General features: G+C 71.6%; 14 protein-coding genes. 11 read left to right on the top strand and 3 right to left on the bottom strand.

Features of this window, described 5'->3' with window-relative positions; genetic code table 11:
* Positions 1-25: 25 nt before the first annotated feature.
* Positions 26-2,275, top strand: a complete 2,250-nt coding sequence (locus IM770_RS01980; RefSeq protein WP_203579449.1) for a RelA/SpoT family protein — start codon at positions 26-28, stop codon at positions 2,273-2,275.
* Here the strand turns inward: IM770_RS01980 and IM770_RS01975 are convergent.
* From IM770_RS01975 to IM770_RS01965, 3 genes are all read right to left on the bottom strand, one after another.
* Positions 2,262-2,810, bottom strand: a complete 549-nt coding sequence (locus tag IM770_RS01975) for a type IV toxin-antitoxin system AbiEi family antitoxin (protein ID WP_203579448.1) — start codon at positions 2,808-2,810, stop codon at positions 2,262-2,264. The genes IM770_RS01980 and IM770_RS01975 overlap by 14 nt on opposite strands.
* A gap of 100 nt (positions 2,811-2,910) precedes the next feature.
* Entirely contained in the window at positions 2,911-4,623 is a 1,713-nt protein-coding gene (locus tag IM770_RS01970) for a DUF349 domain-containing protein (RefSeq protein ID WP_307785341.1), read from the bottom strand.
* A gap of 109 nt (positions 4,624-4,732) precedes the next feature.
* Complete coding sequence (locus IM770_RS01965; protein WP_203579447.1) at positions 4,733-5,053, bottom strand: dioxygenase; 321 nt, start codon at positions 5,051-5,053, stop codon at positions 4,733-4,735.
* 214 nt (positions 5,054-5,267) lie between these two features.
* Here IM770_RS01965 and IM770_RS01960 point away from each other — a divergent pair, with 214 nt between their 5' ends.
* The 10 genes from IM770_RS01960 (at position 5,268) to aroB (ending at position 16,657) form a co-directional block, all read left to right on the top strand.
* Complete coding sequence (locus IM770_RS01960) at positions 5,268-6,566, top strand: replication-associated recombination protein A (RefSeq protein WP_239065702.1); 1,299 nt, start codon at positions 5,268-5,270, stop codon at positions 6,564-6,566.
* A 185-nt stretch (positions 6,567-6,751) separates the two neighbouring features.
* Positions 6,752-7,381 (top strand): 30S ribosomal protein S4, encoded by a 630-nt coding sequence (gene rpsD, locus IM770_RS01955; RefSeq protein ID WP_018170803.1) that lies wholly within the window; start codon positions 6,752-6,754, stop codon positions 7,379-7,381.
* A 173-nt stretch (positions 7,382-7,554) separates the two neighbouring features.
* Positions 7,555-7,851 (top strand): ATPase, encoded by a 297-nt coding sequence (locus IM770_RS01950; RefSeq protein WP_203579445.1) that lies wholly within the window; start codon positions 7,555-7,557, stop codon positions 7,849-7,851.
* 88 nt (positions 7,852-7,939) lie between these two features.
* Positions 7,940-10,597, top strand: coding sequence for an alanine--tRNA ligase (alaS, locus tag IM770_RS01945; RefSeq protein WP_203579444.1), 2,658 nt, complete (start codon positions 7,940-7,942; stop codon positions 10,595-10,597).
* 14 nt (positions 10,598-10,611) lie between these two features.
* Complete coding sequence (gene ruvX, locus IM770_RS01940) at positions 10,612-11,079, top strand: Holliday junction resolvase RuvX (protein WP_203579861.1); 468 nt, start codon at positions 10,612-10,614, stop codon at positions 11,077-11,079.
* A complete protein-coding gene (gene mltG, locus IM770_RS01935; protein WP_203579443.1) occupies positions 11,079-12,932 on the top strand; it encodes an endolytic transglycosylase MltG in 1,854 nt (617 codons plus the stop codon). The genes ruvX and mltG overlap by 1 nt, the downstream gene beginning before the upstream one ends.
* A complete protein-coding gene (locus tag IM770_RS01930; protein WP_372430625.1) occupies positions 12,902-13,777 on the top strand; it encodes a shikimate dehydrogenase in 876 nt (291 codons plus the stop codon). Before mltG ends, IM770_RS01930 begins: the two co-directional genes overlap by 31 nt.
* Positions 13,778-13,807: 30 nt before the next feature.
* The gene (gene aroC, locus IM770_RS01925) at positions 13,808-15,037 is read left to right on the top strand and encodes a chorismate synthase (protein ID WP_203579441.1); all 1,230 of its coding nucleotides are present in this window, start codon (positions 13,808-13,810) and stop codon (positions 15,035-15,037) included.
* The gene (locus IM770_RS01920; RefSeq protein ID WP_203579440.1) at positions 15,021-15,584 is read left to right on the top strand and encodes a shikimate kinase; all 564 of its coding nucleotides are present in this window, start codon (positions 15,021-15,023) and stop codon (positions 15,582-15,584) included. Before aroC ends, IM770_RS01920 begins: the two co-directional genes overlap by 17 nt.
* Complete coding sequence (aroB, locus tag IM770_RS01915) at positions 15,581-16,657, top strand: 3-dehydroquinate synthase (RefSeq protein ID WP_203579439.1); 1,077 nt, start codon at positions 15,581-15,583, stop codon at positions 16,655-16,657. Before IM770_RS01920 ends, aroB begins: the two co-directional genes overlap by 4 nt.
* The last annotated feature ends 20 nt before the right edge of the window (positions 16,658-16,677 follow it).

Below are 16,677 nucleotides of genomic sequence, written 5' to 3'. Positions count from 1 at the left end.
GGTCCGGCGGAGGGGAGGGGATCGTATGACCGAGACCGTCCCTCCCGCCCAGTCCTCGTCTCTGCGGCGCCTGGTGCCGCGGATCTTCTCGCGGTCCGCGCGACGCGACGACGTCGAGCAGCTGCTCCGGACGGTGCGCACGCACCACCCCAAGGGCGACCTGTCGATCATCGAGCGCGCCTACTCGGTCGCCGAGAACGCGCACTCGGGGCAGGCTCGCCAGAGCGGCGAGCCTTACATCACGCACCCGCTCGCGGTCGCGCAGATCCTGGCGGACCTCGGCCTCGGGCCGCGCGCGATCGCCGCCGCGCTGCTGCACGACACCGTCGAAGACACCGACTACTCGCTCGACATGCTGACGAGCGAGTTCGGCGACGAGGTCGCGATGCTCGTCGACGGCGTGACCAAGCTCGACAAGGTCAAGTACGGCGAGAGCGCTCAGGCCGAGACGGTCCGCAAGATGATCGTCGCGATGTCGCGCGACATCCGGGTGCTCCTCATCAAGCTCGCCGATCGTCTGCACAACGCGCGGACGTGGGGGTTCGTTCCGCCCGAGAAGGCGCGCAAGAAGGCGACCGAGACCCTCGAGATCTACGCGCCGCTCGCGCACCGCCTCGGCATCCAGGCGATCAAGTCCGAGCTCGAAGACCTGTCGTTCGCCGTCCTGCACCCGAAGCTGTACGCCGAGATCGACAGCCTGGTCAAGCAGCGCACACCGCAGCGCGAGCAGTACGTGCACAACGTGATCGACGCCGTCGACAGTGACCTGCGCGAGCTCCGCATCCGGGGCCGGGTCATGGGCCGGCCGAAGCAGCTGTACTCGGTGTACCAGAAGATGGTCGTCCGCGGCCGCGAGTTCGACGACATCTACGACCTCATCGGCATCCGCGTCCTCGTGGGCAGCGTGCGCGACTGCTACGCCGTGCTCGGAGCCATCCACGCCCGATGGACGCCGCTGCCCGGTCGCTTCAAGGACTACATCGCGACGCCGAAGTTCAACCTGTACCAGTCGCTGCACACCACGGTGATCGGCCCGGGCGGCCGCACGGTCGAGATCCAGATCCGCACGCACGAGATGCACCAGCAGGCCGAGTACGGTGTCGCGGCGCACTGGAAGTACAAAGAGCAGCTCAACGGCGGCAAGGCCGACTCCAAGTCCGTCGACACCGATATGGCGTGGCTCGCGCACATCTCGGACTGGCAGGCCGAGACGGCCGACCCGGGGGAGTTCCTTGACTCCCTGCGCTTCGAGATCGGTGCCAAAGAGGTCTACGTCTTCACGCCGAAGGGCCGCGTCATCGGATTGCCCTCGGGCGCGACCCCGGTCGACTTCGCCTACGCGGTGCACACCGAGGTCGGCCATCGGACGATGGGCGCCAAGGTCAACGGCCGACTGGTGCCGCTGGAGTCCGAGCTCAAGAGCGGCGACGTCGTCGAGGTGTTCACCTCGAAGAACCCCGACGCGGGTCCCAGCCAGGACTGGCTCGGCTTCGTCCGCAGCACGCGCGCGCGCAACAAGATCCGTGGCTGGTTCACGAAGGAGCGTCGCGAAGAGGCCATCGAGCAGGGCAAGGAGTCCATCGCCCGCGCGATGCGCCGGCAGAACCTGCCGCTCCAGCGCCTGATGAACCAGGACTCGTTCACCGAGGTCGCGCACCATCTGCGGTACGAGGATGTCTCGGCGCTGTACGCCGCGGTGGGCGAGGGACACGTCTCGACCCAGTCGGTGATCGAGAAGGTCACGGCGCTCGTCGCCGCGAACGACACGGCGACGGGCCCGATCGATCTGCCTGTCGTCGGCAGGACCCGGGCTCCGCGGAACGGCGACTCCGGGGTGCTGGTGCGCGGCGCTCCCGACATCCTGGTGAAGCTGGCGAAGTGCTGCACCCCCGTGCCGGGCGACCAGGTCGTCGGCTTCGTGACGCGCGGCAGCGGCGTGTCGGTGCACCGCGCCGACTGCACGAACGTCAAGTCGCTCATGGAGGATCCCGAGCGCCTCATCGAGGTCGAGTGGGCGCCGACGACGAAGAGCGTCTTCCTCGTGCAGATCCAGGTCGAGGCGCTCGACCGCTCCGGCCTGCTGAGCGACGTGACCCGCGTGCTCAGCGAGCACCACGTCAACATCCTCTCGGCCACCGTCTCCACGTCGAACGATCGCCTGGCACTCAGCCGCTTCGTCTTCGAGATGGGCGACATCGTGCATCTCGACCGTGTCCTCAACGCCGTGCGCCGGATCGACGCCGTCTACGACGTCTACCGCGTCACGTCGTCCTGACGGCCGGCTGCAGCGACCGCAGCAGCACGAGTGCCGCCCTCTTGTGGGGGAGCGCACCCGCTTCGAGCGCCGCGATCGCCCGGGCGACGGCATCCGGATCCGCGTCCGCCAGCAGCCGCAGCGCCGTCGTGTGATCGGCGTCGCCCACGCGTGCGAGGTCGGCGAGCGTACGCGCCGGCGTCGTCACGAGCACTCCGCCCACCCGCTGCAGATCGGCCTGGCCCACTTCGAGGTCCCGGTAGACGAGCCGGCGATCGGGCACGACGCTCAGACGGCGGGGAACGGCGCGCTGCACCGTGTGGCGCGCCGGTGGCGCCGGCAGCGCACCGTGCACCCACGCCGCGGACAGGTGCGTGGCGGCGAGGGTCTCGCCGACGATGGGCGCGAGCGACCCGGCGCGCAGGGCGGGGGTCTCGATCGCGTCGGCGGGCATGTAGGCGTCGTCGAGCGCGACGAGGTCGCCGTCGAGACACGCCGCCGTCAGCTCGGCCCGCGAGAGCCGATCGCCTGCGAAATAGAGGAAGGGGGAGGCCACGGGGGCAGTCTGCCGCACACGAGAACATCGACGGATGCCGCCTCGCGCCGCCTGTGGAGAAACCCGGCCGCCGACAGAGCGACGGCCGGGCGCAGAGGAATCAGCCGCCGAGCGCCTTGAGCCAGGACTTGCGGGCCTCGAGCGCCTCGCTCGCGGCCGCGATCGCCCGCTTGTCGCCCGACTTCTTCGCCTCTTCGAGCTCGTCCTCGAGCTTCTGGATCGCGTCGGTCAGCTGGCGCGTCATGTCGTTCGCACGCGCCTTCTGCTCGGGGTCGTTGCGCTTCCAGTCGGCGTCCTCACGCGACCGGAGGGCGGTCTCGATGCGTCGCAGCTCGTCGTCCAGCGAGCGCTCCGTGTCGCGCGGGAAGATGCGGCCGATCTCGTCCCAGCGGCGCTGAACGCCGGTGAGGATCGAGCGCGCCTTCGCGAGGTCGCGCTCGTCGGCGACGACCTTCGCCTCCTCGAGCAGCGCGCGCTTCTGGTCGATCTTCTCGCGCGAGGCCTCGGCATCCGCCGCCTCGCGCTCGATCCGGGCGCCGTACAGGGCGTCGCCGGCCGCCTTGAAGCGCGCCCACAACGCATCGTCGACCTTCTTGCCGGCGCGGCCGGCGGTCTTCCACTGGTCGAGCAGCTCGCGGTACGCGGGGATGCCGTCCTCGCCCTTCGACGCGAGCGCCTCGGCCTTCTCGACGAGACGCGTCTTGCGGTCGCGGACCGACTTGTGGGCCTCGTCGAGTTCGGCGTAGAAGGCGCGGCGGTGCTTGTCCACCGTGGCGCGCGCGTCGCGGAACCTCTTCCACAGCTGCTGCGCCGTCGACTTCGGCAGGCGCGGACCGTTCTGCTGCTGCGACTGCCACTGGTCGAACAGTGAGTTGAGCTCAGCCGTGGCCTGCTTCCACTGCACCGTGCGCGGGTCGCGAGCGGCGAGAGCCTCGGCCTTCTCGACGAGTTCGGTGCGAGCCTTCACGGCATCGTCGACCGCCTCACGGGCGGCGAGCGCCTCGGTCTCGGACTCGGCGGCGAGCGTCTTCGTCAGCGCCGCGACACGCGCGACGAGGCTCGCGAGGTCGCCCACCGCGGCAGCGCCCTCGAGCTTGCCGTTGACGGTGCGGGCCGTCGAGCGCAGATCGGAGGCGGACGCGCCGCCCCGGCGGTGGCGCACCTCGAGCAGCGTCACCTCGCTGGCGAGGTCGGTGTACTTGCGCTCGAAATAGGCGAGCGCCTCTTCGGGCGAGCCGTCGGGGTACTGGCCCACGACGCGCCAGCCGTCGGCCTCGCGGACCGAGACGGTTCCGTCGTCGTCGACGCGCCCCCAGGGCTCGTCGGCAGACGGGGCATCTGCCACCACGATCTCGACCACCTCGACGGCGGTGACGCCGGACTCGTCGATGACTTCCACGACGTCGGCCTCGACGACCTCGACCTCGACGCCCTCAGCCGAATCGGCGGCGGGCTCTGCGTCGTCGGCCGCGACCTCCGGCGCCTCGGCGGGCGCGTCGTCGGCGCCGGCCTCCGGTGCCTCGGCGGGCGCTTCGTCGGTGCCGGCGTCCGGCGACTCTGCCGGCGCGTCGTCCGCGCCGGTGCCGGCCTCCGTGGCCTCGGCGTCCGCGCCGGGTGCGCCGGTGCGGGCCTCCGTGGCCTCGGCGTCCGCGCTCTCGACGGGCGATGCGTCGTCGGCGCTCTCGGCGCTCTCGGTGCCCTCCACGGCCGACGAGTCGTCGTCGTCGACGGGAGTGGCCGGGGTCTGGTTGTCGTCGCTGCCGAACGCGTCGGGAGCGTCGGTCTCGGGCTGGGAGTCTGCTGCGGCAGTCACGGGATGCACCTCATCGCGGCTCGCGCCGTCTGTAGGGAGTAGGACGGCTCACAGCCTAGTACGGCGGATGCCCCGACTCCGATGCCCTTGCGCCGGGAATCGGCAGATGTCAGGGAGCGGGCGTCGGGGTCGGCTCGAGGGTGGGAGCCGGCTCGCCCGTCGTGGTGGGCGTGGGCGTCGGGGCGGGCATCGTGCCGGTGGGCGTGGGGGTCGACGAGGGCGCCGGGGCCGGCGCACCGGGGCCGGCGAGGAAGTAGGCCGTCTGCGAACCGATGAGCCCGAGCACGAGCACGCCGCCCACGATGCCGGCGATCAGATTGTCGCGCGTGCGACGTCGCGCCTGGCCGTCGTGGAACTGACGTCGCGCCTCGTACAGACGCGAGCGCTCGCGCGCGGCCCGCCCATCGCGATTCTTGCCACCGGTCGCCACGTGACCTCCTGATTACGCCCGCGCACGCCGCCGTGGTCCGGTCAGGCTCCGGCGGGGGTGCGGTCCGGGTCGGCGCCCGGGCGGCTTGATCCTACGGGGCGGCGAGGCGGGGGCCAAAACTCGCTCCCGATCCGGTGTCGCGACCGCGGGATAGCCTGGTGGGGTGACGAGTCCGACCGCGCTCTTCCAGGGGCTGACGCCGCTGGCCGTGCGCATGCGTCCCACCTCACTGGACGAAGTCGCCGGCCAGTCCCATCTGCTCCGCGCCGGTTCGCCGCTGGTGACTCTCGCGAATCCGGATGCCGCGGCCCGGGCCGCCACCTCGGTCATCCTGTGGGGGCCGCCCGGCACCGGCAAGACCACGCTCGCGCAGGCCATCGCACGTTCATCGGGCCGACGGTTCGTGGAGCTGTCGGCGGTCACGGCGGGCGTGCGCGACGTCCGCGAGGTGATGCAGGAGGCGCTCACCCAGCGCGATCTCTACGGCCAGTCGACGATCCTCTTCCTCGATGAGATCCACCGGTTCACCAAGGCACAGCAGGATGCGCTCCTTCCGGGTGTCGAGAACGGCTGGGTGGTCCTCATCGCGGCCACCACCGAGAACCCGTCGTTCTCCGTCATCTCGCCCTTGCTCTCGCGCTCGCTGCTGCTGACGCTCAAGCCGTTGACCGATGACGACCTGCGGATGCTGCTGGACCGAGCCGTCGCCGATGCCCGAGGTCTCGCGGGTGCCGTGGCGCTCGGCGACGAGGCTCGCGACGCACTTGTGCGGCTCGCGTCGGGCGACGCGCGCCGCGCGCTCACCGCGCTCGAGGCCGCGGCATCCCTCGCCATCCCCGAACAGGTGGACGACGACGCAGACGGCCCGGCCGGCGTCGCCGAGATCACGTCGGAGCACGTCGCGCAGGCCGTCGACCGCGCGCTGCTGCGCTACGACCGCCAGGGCGACGAGCACTACGACGTCATCAGCGCGTTCATCAAGTCGATCCGCGGATCCGACGTCGACGCGGCGATGCACTACCTGGCCCGTATGGTCGAGGCGGGGGAGGACCCGCGCTTCATCGCGCGGCGCCTCATCATCTCGGCCGCGGAAGACATCGGACTGGCCGACCCGCAGGCGCTCCCGATCGCCGTGGCAGCCGCGGACGCGGTGCAGTTCATCGGCATGCCCGAGGGCCGCATCCCGCTCGCCGAGGCGACGGCGTACCTCGCCACGACGGCCAAGTCGAATGCGGCCTACCTCGCCATCGACGCCGCGATCGCCGATGTGCGCTCCGGGGGCTTCGGTCGCGTGCCGATCCATCTGCGCGACGCCCACTACCCGGGCGCCAAGCGCCTGGGCCACGGCAAGGGCTACGTGTACCCGCACGACGCGGAGATCGGCGTCGCGGCCCAGCAGTACCTCCCTGACGAGCTGCGAGGACGCCGCTACTACCAGCCGAAGGCGCTCGGCGCCGAGCGCGACGTGCAGGCCCGCCTGGAGAAGATCCGCCGCATTCTGGACGGCACGTGACGCCGGTGGGTCGAAAACCCCCGGTCTGATAGACTTGACCGGCTCGAAACGCAGTTTTCGGGCATCCCCTCTCTTCTTCACCTACCTTCCGGCATGCCCCGGCGTGCAGTCCGGACAGGGCGAGGACAGGGCGATACGTCCGCGAGCCGTGAAAGACACGGCAGCGTCATCGAAAGGAACACTTCGTGGCAACGAAGTCCCAGGACCGCCGCAAGGTCCGTCTCTCCCGCGCCCTCGGCGTCGCGCTGACCCCCAAGGCAGCCAAGTACCTCGAGAAGCGTCCGTACGCGCCGGGTGAGCACGGCCGCACCAAGCGCAAGCAGGACAGCGACTACGCCGTCCGCCTCCGCGAGAAGCAGCGTCTGCGCGAGCAGTACGGCATCCGCGAGAAGCAGCTGCGCATCCAGTTCAACGAGGCCCGCCGCACCCAGGGCCTGACGGGTGAGAACCTCGTCGAGCAGCTCGAGATGCGTCTGGACGCCCTCGTGCTTCGTGCCGGCTTCGCCCGCACCACGGCGCAGGCGCGCCAGCTCGTCGTGCACCGCCACATCCTCGTGGACGGCCAGCTCGTCGACCGCCCGTCGTTCCGCGTGAAGCCGGGCCAGCTCATCCACGTCAAGGCCAAGAGCGAGGGCATCGAGCCCTTCCAGGTCGCAGCTCTGGGCGGTCACGCCGAGGTCCTGCCGCCGGTTCCGGGCTACCTCGAGGTCGAGCTCGACAAGCTCCAGGCCCGTCTCGTGCGTCGCCCCAAGCGCGCCGAGGTCCCCGTGGTCTGCGACGTCCAGCTCGTCGTCGAGTACTACGCAGCGCGCTAAGGCGTTTCGTCTCGCTTCGCTCGCTCGACGACCGAAGCCGAAGGGCGCCGGGATCATCCCGGCGCCCTTCGTCGTTCCCGCCGGCGACCGGATGCCGGGTTCGGCATGGGCGACCGGTTTCCGCATACGATGGGGGGATGCCGCGCCCCGGCGGCCCGCGAGGAAGTGGTGACATGAAGAACCTCCTGTGGTTCCTGCTCGGCATCGCCGGCGGATTCGTGCTCGCGCACCTGGTCAACAAGGACCCGCGCGGCCACGAGCTGCTCGCCGACGTCGACGCCCGCATCACGGAGTTCACCGACCGGATGGGCGACGCGTACCGCGAGCAGGAGGCACGATTCGCGGGGCTCGTCGACGATGTGCGGGATGCCGCCGCCGACGCCGCCTCGAGCGCCCTGGCCGCGGCATCCGACGCCGCCGGCAACGTCGCCGACACGGTCGGCGACGCGGCCCGCAAGCTCGCCGACTGATCCGCCGCCGCCCGCTCGCCCCGGGCCCGCGCCGCTCAACGACACACCCCGAACACGCACGCATTCGCACGCACACGCAAGGATCCGCATGAAGACCGCCGAGATCGCCCAGCGCTTCCTCGATTACTTCGAGAAGAACGGCCACACCATCGTCCCCTCGGCATCGCTGGTGACCGACGATCCCGCGCTGCTCTTCACCGTGGCCGGCATGGTGCCGTTCATCCCGTACCTGTCCGGCGATGTGCCCGCGCCGTATGCGCGCGCCGCCGACAACCAGAAGTGCATCCGCACCAACGACATCGAAGAGGTCGGCAAGACGCCGCGCCACGGCACGTTCTTCCAGATGCTCGGCAACTGGTCCTTCGGGGACTACTTCAAGGAAGGTGCGATCCGCTACGCGTGGGATCTGCTGACCAGTCCCGAGTCGGAGGGCGGCCTCGGCTTCGACCAGAAGGATCTGTGGGTCACCGTCTACGAAGAGGACGACGAGGCGCACGACCTCTGGCTGGAGCTCACCGAGCTGCCCGCCGAGCGCATCCAGCGGCTGGGCAAGGACACGAACTACTGGAGCACCGGCCTGCCCGGTCCCGCCGGCCCCTGCTCGGAGATCTTCTTCGACCGCGGCCCCGAGTACGGCATCGACGGCGGTCCTGCGACCGACGACGACCGCTACGTGGAGATCTGGAACCTCGTGTTCATGCAGTACGAGATCACCAACGTGCGGTCGAAGTACGACTTCGACATCGTCGGCGAGCTGCCGAACAAGAACATCGACACCGGCATGGGCCTCGAGCGCATCGCGTTCATCAAGCAGGGCGTCGACAACATGTACGAGACCGACCAGGTGCGCCCGGTGCTCGACAAGGCCGTGGAGCTGTCGGGCCGCACGTACGGCGCGAACCACGACGACGACGTGCGCTTCCGCGTGGTCGCCGACCACGTCCGCTCGTCGCTCATGCTCATGTCGGACGGCGTCACGCCCTCCAACGACGGCCGCGGCTACATCCTGCGCCGTCTCATGCGCCGTGCGATCCGCTCGATGCGCCTCCTGGGCGTCGACGGGCCCACCTTCGAGGTGCTGTTCACCGCTTCGCGCGACGCCATGAAGGAGGCGTACCCGGTCGTCGAGGCCGACTGGGCCCGCATCTCGCAGTACGCGCTGGCGGAGGAGTCGACCTTCCTGCGTACGCTCGCAGCGGGGGAGTCGATCCTCGACGAGTCGCTCGCCGAGACCAGGGGCTCCGGCGGCACGACGCTCGCGGGCGCCGAAGCGTTCCTGCTGCACGACACGTACGGCTTCCCGATCGACCTCACCCTCGAGATCGCCGAAGAGGCGGGCCTCACGGTCGACCGTGCGGCGTTCGACACGCTCATGCAGGAGCAGCGCGCCCGCGCGAAGGCCGACGCCCGTGCCCGCAAGCGCCAGCTGGCGGACACCAGCGTGTACCGCGACCTCCGCGCGCAGGGCGAGACCGTCTTCACGGGCTACACCGATCTCGAGACGGAGTCGCGCGTGCTCGGCATCCTGGTCGACGGCGTGTCGGTCGACCGGGCCAGCGCGGGGCAGATCGCCGAGGTGATCCTGGCAGAGACCGCGCTCTACGCCGAGTCGGGCGGCCAGGTCGCCGACAAGGGCGTCATCGTCGGCCCCGGCTACGAGCTCGAGGTCCTCGACGTCCAGAAGCCCGTGCCCGGACTGGTGAGCCACACCGTCGAGGTGTCGACCGGCGAGGTGGGCGTGGGCCAGCCGGCGACGTCGGTCGTCGACGCCGCCAACCGGCGCTCGGCCCGGCAGGCGCACTCGGCCACGCACCTCGTGCACGCGGCCCTGCGCGACACGCTCGGCAAGACCGCGACACAGGCGGGTTCGCTCAACCGCGCGGGCTACATGCGCTTCGACTTCTCGTGGGGCCAGGCGCTGTCGGACGACACCAAGTCCGAGATCGAAGAGATCGCCAACAATGCGGTGCGCGACAACCTCGAGGTGACCACGCGCGTGCTGCCGCTCGACGAGGCGAAGACCCTCGGCGCGATGGCGCTCTTCGGCGAGAAGTACGGCGACACCGTGCGCATGGTCGACATCGGCGGCCCGTGGTCGCGTGAGCTCTGCGCCGGCACGCACGTGTCGACCAGCGCCGAGATCGGCCTGATCAGCCTCGTCGGCGAGTCGTCGGTCGGCGCGTCGAACCGCCGCGTCGAGGCACTCGTGGGCCTGGACGCATTCCGGTCGCTGGCCGCCGAGCGCGCGCTCGTGTCGCAGCTCACCACGTCGCTCAAGGCGCCGCGCGAGCAGCTTCCGGCGCGCATCGCCGAACTCCAGGCCAACCTCAAGGCCGCCGAGAAGAAGATCGCCGCCTTCGAGGCGAAGGCCCTCGGCGACCGGCTGCCCGCACTGGCGGCCGGCGCGACTCGCGTCGGCGACACGCTGGTGGTGGCCGAGTCGCTCGGGGCCGCGGCATCCGCCGACGACGTCCGTTCGCTGGCGCTGCAGGTGCGCGAGCGGCTGGGATCCGAGGCGGCGGTCGTCGCACTCGGCGCCGTCGTGGGCGACCGCCCCGTGGTGATCGTGGCAACCAACGATGCGGCGCGCGCGGCCGGCGCCAAGGCGGGCGTCCTCGCCAAGGGCGCGGCGGGTGTGCTCGGCGGCGGGGGCGGTGGACGCGACGACGTCGCGCAGGGCGGCGGGACGGATGCCTCGGCCCTGCCCGCTGCGCTCACTTCGGTGAAGGACGCGCTCGGCGCGTGAGCCAGGCGGTGCCGATGAGCGGATGGCGCCGGGGCGCGCGGCTGGGCATCGACGTGGGGAAGGCCCGCGTCGGCGTCGCGAAGTGCGACCCCGACGGACTGCTGGCGACGCCCGTGGAGACGGTACCGCGCGACGACGGCTCCGTCGCGCGCATCGTCGAGCTCGCCGACGAGTACTCGGCGATCGAGCTGCTCGTCGGCCTGCCGATGAATCTGCGCGGCGAGGACACGGCCTCGACCCAGGACGCCCGCGACTTCGCGGCGGCGCTGGCCGCGGCATCCGCTCTTCCCGTCCGGCTCGTCGACGAGCGCCTGTCGACCGTCTCGGCACACGCGGCGCTGCGCAGTTCGGGCAGATCCCAGCGATCGTCGCGTAGCATCGTTGACCAGGTCGCCGCGGTGGTCCTGCTCCAGCAAGCGCTCGACGTCGAGAAGAGCACCGGACGGCCGCCCGGAACCCCCGTCCCCCAGGAGCCCGCCTGATGCCCGACTCAACGCCCGACGGCGAAGCACGGCCTTCGTCGCGTCGCGCCGCCCGCGAAGCGGCGGCCCGGCTGGCGGCGACGGGGGAGACGCCGACGGCGTCGGCGCCGCCCGCATCGCCGTCGGCGCCCGGATCGCAGCAGGTGCCCGGCGCGGCCGCGGGCCTCCCGCAGGCGGTACCGCAGACGCCCGAACCGCAGGCGCCCGTCGCGGTCCCCGCCGCGCCGCAGACATCGGCCCCCGCAGCCCCGCGGGCATCGGCGCCCACACCGCAGGCGCCCGCCCCGCAGCCCGCCGATCGCGCCGCGCAGTGGGAGGCGCTGATCACCGGCTCGACGCCGATCATCGGGAGCGGTCCCGCCGGAGCCCCCGCTCCGCCCCCGGCCGACGAGCCCGTGTCCGCCGAACCCGCTCCCGGCAGCGGCTTCCAGCCCGTGCCCCTGCGAACCCCGCGTCCGACCCAGCCGGTCGACCTTCCGGAGCCGGCCGCAGACGAGGACTCCTGGATCTTCGCGGGCGCGGCGGTGAGCCCGGCGATGCCGTACAGTCGCGGCGCCGCGCCGGCCACGGCAGCGGCCGCAGCCGCCCCCTCGGCGGCCCGTGCCACCGTCTCGTCCCGGCTGCTCGACGACGCCGACGATCAGCCGGCGGCGCGCACGCCGAGCGCCACGCTCGACGACCTCTTCAGCGGCTCGAGCTCGACGGAGGACATCGGAGACGTGCCCCCGCCCCCCAACAAGAAGCGCCGCCGCATCGGCGGCTGGATCGCGCTCGGCATCGTGCTGCTGTTCCTCGGCGGCATCGCGGCCGGCACGCTCTACGTCTGGAACACCTACGAGGACAAGATCCGCGAGGTCATGGGCTGGGAGGAGCCGAAGGACTACGAGGCAGGGCTCGCCAACGGCGAGGTGTTCGTCAGGATCGCGCCCGGAGACACCGGGATGCCCATCTCGGAGTCACTGCACGAAGCCGGCGTCACGAAGGCCGCCGACGCGTTCTACGACTACCTCATCGAGTCGGGTCAGAATCCCACCTTCCAGCCGGGCGTGTACAAGCTGCAGCAGCAGATGACGAGCGAAGCGGCGCTGGCCGCGCTCATGGACCCGGCCAACAAGCAGGAGTACACGGCGCAGATCCCCGAGGGCTTGACCGTCGACGGCACGCTCGAGCGCATCTCGGAGGGCACCGGCATCCCGCTCGACGAGCTTCAGGCGGCAGCCGCCGACGCGTCGGCGTACGGCGTCCCCGTCGACCCGGCGATCGTCGCGGCCGGTGGAGACCCCCTCGAAGGCTGGCTGTTCCCGGCGACGTACACCTTCGACCCGAGCGTCACCGCGCAGTCCGCCATCCAGACGCTGGTGGACCGCACGAAGGAGTCGCTCGATGCGGCAGGGGTGCCGGAGGAGCGGCGCCACGAGATCCTCACGCTCGCCTCGATCATCCAGCGCGAGGCGCGCTCGGGCACCGACATGCAGAAGGTCTCGCGGGTCATGCAGAACCGTCTCGACCCGAACAACCAGGAGACGTTCGGCCTGCTGCAGATGGACTCGACGGCGCAGTTCGGCTACGGCGAGCTCCACGCGGGATCCGCGAGCACCTCGGAAGAGGCGCAGTACGACCCCAACCCGTGGAACACCTACGTGCACGCGGGCCTGCCGATCGGCCCGATCGCCAATCCCGGTGACGTCGCGATCGACGCGGCGATGCACCCGGCCGACGGGCCGTGGCTGTACTTCGTCACCGTCAACATGGACACCGGCGAGACGCAGTTCACCGCGACATACCGCGAGCACCAGCGATACGTCGAGCAGATGCAGCAGTGGTGTTCCGAGCACCCGGACTCGGGGTGCTGACGCCGCACGGCACGCGGCTGGAGGTCTGGGGCGATCCCATCGCCCACAGTCGTTCGCCGCAGCTGCACGCCGCGGCGTACGAGCTCCTCGGCTTCGACTGGACCTACGGACGCCGACGCGTCAGCGACACGTCGTTCGGCGACGAGCTGGCCTCCCTCGACGGCGCGTGGCGGGGTCTCTCGCTCACGATGCCGCTCAAGGGCGTCGCGTTCGCGTCGGCATCGTCGCTCGATCGGCGCGCCGAGTTGACGGGCGCCGTGAACACCTACCTGCTCGACCCCGCCGGGCCACAGGGCTTCAACACGGACGTGGGCGGCATCGTCAGAGCCCTCGCCGCCGACGGCATCGCCGAGGTCGAACGCGCCCGCATCGTCGGGGCCGGTGCCACGGCCACCTCGGCGCTCGTCGCGCTGGGAGAGCTCGGTGCGCGCGAGATCGATGTGGTCGCCCGGCGCCCCGAGGCGGTCACCCCGCTGGCCGACCTCGCGCGGCACCTCGGCATCGTGGTCACGACCACGCCGTTCGCGGCATCCGTCCTCTCCGACGTGCCGCTCACGATCGCGACCCTGCCGGGTGACGCGCCGGTTCCGGATGCCGCAGCCGACGCCCTCGCCGACGCCGGCGGACTGCTGCTCGACGTCGCGTACGGCCACTGGCCGACGGCGTTGTCGGCGGCGTGGGAGCGGGCGGGCGGCACGGCGCGCTCGGGACTGGGGATGCTGCTGCATCAGGCGCTGCTCCAGATCCGGATCTTCCGCCACGGCGACCCCGAGGCCCCACTCGACGACGAGGCGCGAGTGCTGCGGGCGATGCGCGAGGCGCTGGAGAGACCCACGGCGGCGTAACCGCCGCGCGGCGCGTGGGAGACTGGACCAATGCTCCGCGTGCTCACGGCCGGCGAATCGCACGGCCCCGAACTCGTCGCCGTCATGGAGGGCCTGCCTGCGGGCGTCCCCATCTCCCGCGCCGCGATCCAGGCGGATCTCGCGCGCCGCAAGCTCGGCTACGGCCGCGGGTCGCGGATGAAGTTCGAAGAGGACGAGTTGACCATCTCGTCGGGCGTGGTGCACGGCACCAGCCTCGGCAGCCCCATCGCGCTGCGCATCGGCAACACCGAGTGGCCCAAGTGGGTCGAGGTGATGAGCCCCGAGCCGATCGAGCTCACCGACAAGTCGCGCGGCCGCGGAGCGGCGCTCACCCGGCCCCGCCCCGGCCACGCCGACCTCGTCGGCATGCAGAAGTACGGCTTCGACGAGGCCCGGCCGATCCTCGAGCGCGCCAGCGCCCGCGAGACGGCCGCGCGAGTCGCGCTGGGTGCCATCGCGCGCGCGTTCCTCGCCGAGCTCGGCATCCGCCTCGTCAGCCACACCCTCTCCATCGGGCCGGTGCGGGTTCCCGAAGGAACAGCGCTGCCGACCCCGGACGACGTCGACGCGCTCGACGCCGATCCGCTGCGCTGCTTCGACCCGGCCACGAGCGAGGCGATGGTCGCCGAGGTCGACGATGCCCGCAAGGACGGCGACACGCTCGGCGGCATCGTCGAGGTGCTCGCCTACGGGCTGCCGCCGGGGCTCGGATCGCACGTGCACTGGGACCGCCGGCTGGACGCCAAGCTCGCGCAGGCCCTCATGAGCATCCAGGCTATCAAGGGCGTCGAGGTCGGCGACGGCTTCGAGACGACCCGCCGTCGCGGCTCCGCCGCTCACGACGAGCTGTTCGTCGCGGGAGAGGGCATCACGCGCTCGAGCGACAAGGCCGGCGGCACCGAGGGCGGCATGTCGACGGGGACGGTGCTGCGCGTCCGCGCCGGCATGAAGCCGATCGCGACCGTGCCGCGTGCCCTCCGCACCGTCGACGTCTCGACCGGAGATGCGGCCTCCGCGCACCACCAGCGCTCGGACGTCTGCGCGGTCCCCGCGGCCGGCGTCGTCGCCGAGGCCATGGTCGCGGTCGTGCTCGCGGACGTCGTGCTGGAGAAGTTCGGCGGCGACAGCGTCACCGAGACGCGACGCAATCTCGAGGGGTATCTCGCGGCGATCCCCGACGCGCTGCGCACCGCCGCGGAGAGCGACGCCGGCCTCGCCGACCATGACCTCGCCCTCTGACGCCGTCGTGCTGATCGGCCCCATGGGGGCCGGCAAGACCAGCATCGGCAGGAAGGCGGCACGCGCCCTCGGAGTGCCGTTCTTCGACACCGACGCGGCGGTCGTCCGCGACCACGGGCCGATCGAGCAGCTCTTCGTCGAGCACGGCGAGGCGCGGTTCCGCGCCGCCGAGCGAGCGGCGGTCTCCGAGGGACTCGCGACCGGCGGCATCGTGTCGCTCGGCGGCGGCGCGGTCATGAACCCCGAGACGCGGGCTGATCTGGCCGCGCACCGCGTCGTGCTGCTGACGGTGTCGCCGCGGGTCGTCGCCGGACGCGTGCGGGACTCGAATCGGCCGCTGCTGCAGGGCGCCGACGCCGTCGAGCGGTGGACCGCGATCTTCGAGGAGCGCCGCCCCGTCTACGAGGAGCTCGCGGACGTCACCTTCGACACGTCGAGCGGTCCCGTGCAGGACGTCGTCGACGCGCTCGTGGCGTGGATCCGCGGCGGGGTCGCCGGGCAAGCGGAGACGCGTACGGACGAGAGCAAGCAGGAGGAGACGGCATGACGGATGCCACGACCATCACCGTGCGGGGAGACGCGAGCTACGGGATCACCGTGGGGCGCGGCATCCTGTCGCCCCTGGGCGAGGCGCTGCCGCCCGCCGCCCGCAAGGTGCTCGTGATCCACCCGCCGACGCTCGCGGAGCAGGCCGAGCGCCTGCGCTCCCAGCTCGTGGGCGACCGTGAGGTGCTGCTCGCCGAGATCCCCGACGCCGAGGCCGGCAAGCGGATCGAGGTGGCCGCGTTCTGCTGGCAGGTCATGGGAAAGGCGGACTTCACCCGCACCGACGCCGTCGTGGGCTTCGGCGGGGGCGCGGTGACGGACCTCGCCGGCTTCGTCGCCGCCACCTGGCTGCGAGGCGTCGAGGTCGTGCAGGTGCCGACCACGGTGCTCGGCATGGTCGACGCGGCCGTGGGCGGAAAGACCGGCGTCAACACCGCCGAGGGCAAGAACCTCGTCGGCGCGTTCTGGGCGCCGCGCGCGGTGATCTGCGACCTCGACCTGCTCGACACGCTGTCGCGCAACGAGCGCGTCGCGGGCTACGCCGAGGTCGTCAAGGCCGGGTTCATCTGGGCGCCCGAGATCCTCGACCTCGTCGAGGCGGATCCCGAGAACGCCGTCGATCCGCAGAGCGCCGCATTCCGTCGGACCATCGAGCTCGCGATCGAGATGAAGGCCCGGGTCGTCGGGGAGGACCTGCGCGAGGCGGGGCTGCGCGAGATCCTCAACTACGGGCACACCCTCGGCCACGCCATCGAGCACGCCGAGCGCTACCGGTGGCGCCACGGCGCCGCCATCTCGGTCGGCATGGTGTTCGCCGCCGAGCTGTCGCGCCTGGCGGGACGGCTTCCGGATGCCGCGGCCCAGCGTCACCGCGACATCCTCGAGTCCCTCGGCCTGCCGACGAGCTACCGCCCCGGCGCGTGGCCGCAGCTGCTGTCGACGATGCAGCGAGACAAGAAGAGCCGCGGCGGCATGCTGCGCTTCATCGTGCTCGACGACATCGCGAAGCCGACAGTGCTGCAGGCCCCCGACGAGTCGCTGCTGTTCGCGGCGTACCAGGAGGTCGCCGGCTGATCCCGGTCCCCGCACCGAGC

This window comes from Microbacterium hibisci (assembly GCF_015278255.1).
Taxonomy (GTDB): domain Bacteria; phylum Actinomycetota; class Actinomycetes; order Actinomycetales; family Microbacteriaceae; genus Microbacterium; species Microbacterium hibisci.
This window is presented reverse-complemented; position numbering and strand designations above follow the sequence as displayed.

Bases quoted from the DNA above. Each gene is read 5' to 3' on its own strand.
- IM770_RS01960 (WP_239065702.1), top strand. From the start codon at position 5,268: ATGCGTCCCACCTCACTGGACGAAGTCGCCGGCCAGTCCCATCTGCTC.
- mltG (WP_203579443.1), top strand. From the start codon at position 11,079: ATGCCCGACTCAACGCCCGACGGCGAAGCACGGCCTTCGTCGCGTCGC.
- alaS (WP_203579444.1), top strand. From the start codon at position 7,940: ATGAAGACCGCCGAGATCGCCCAGCGCTTCCTCGATTACTTCGAGAAG.
- IM770_RS01980 (WP_203579449.1), top strand. From the start codon at position 26: ATGACCGAGACCGTCCCTCCCGCCCAGTCCTCGTCTCTGCGGCGCCTG.
- IM770_RS01950 (WP_203579445.1), top strand. From the start codon at position 7,555: ATGAAGAACCTCCTGTGGTTCCTGCTCGGCATCGCCGGCGGATTCGTG.
- IM770_RS01920 (WP_203579440.1), top strand. From the start codon at position 15,021: ATGACCTCGCCCTCTGACGCCGTCGTGCTGATCGGCCCCATGGGGGCC.
- aroB (WP_203579439.1), top strand. From the start codon at position 15,581: ATGACGGATGCCACGACCATCACCGTGCGGGGAGACGCGAGCTACGGG.
- aroC (WP_203579441.1), top strand. From the start codon at position 13,808: ATGCTCCGCGTGCTCACGGCCGGCGAATCGCACGGCCCCGAACTCGTC.
- ruvX (WP_203579861.1), top strand. From the start codon at position 10,612: ATGAGCGGATGGCGCCGGGGCGCGCGGCTGGGCATCGACGTGGGGAAG.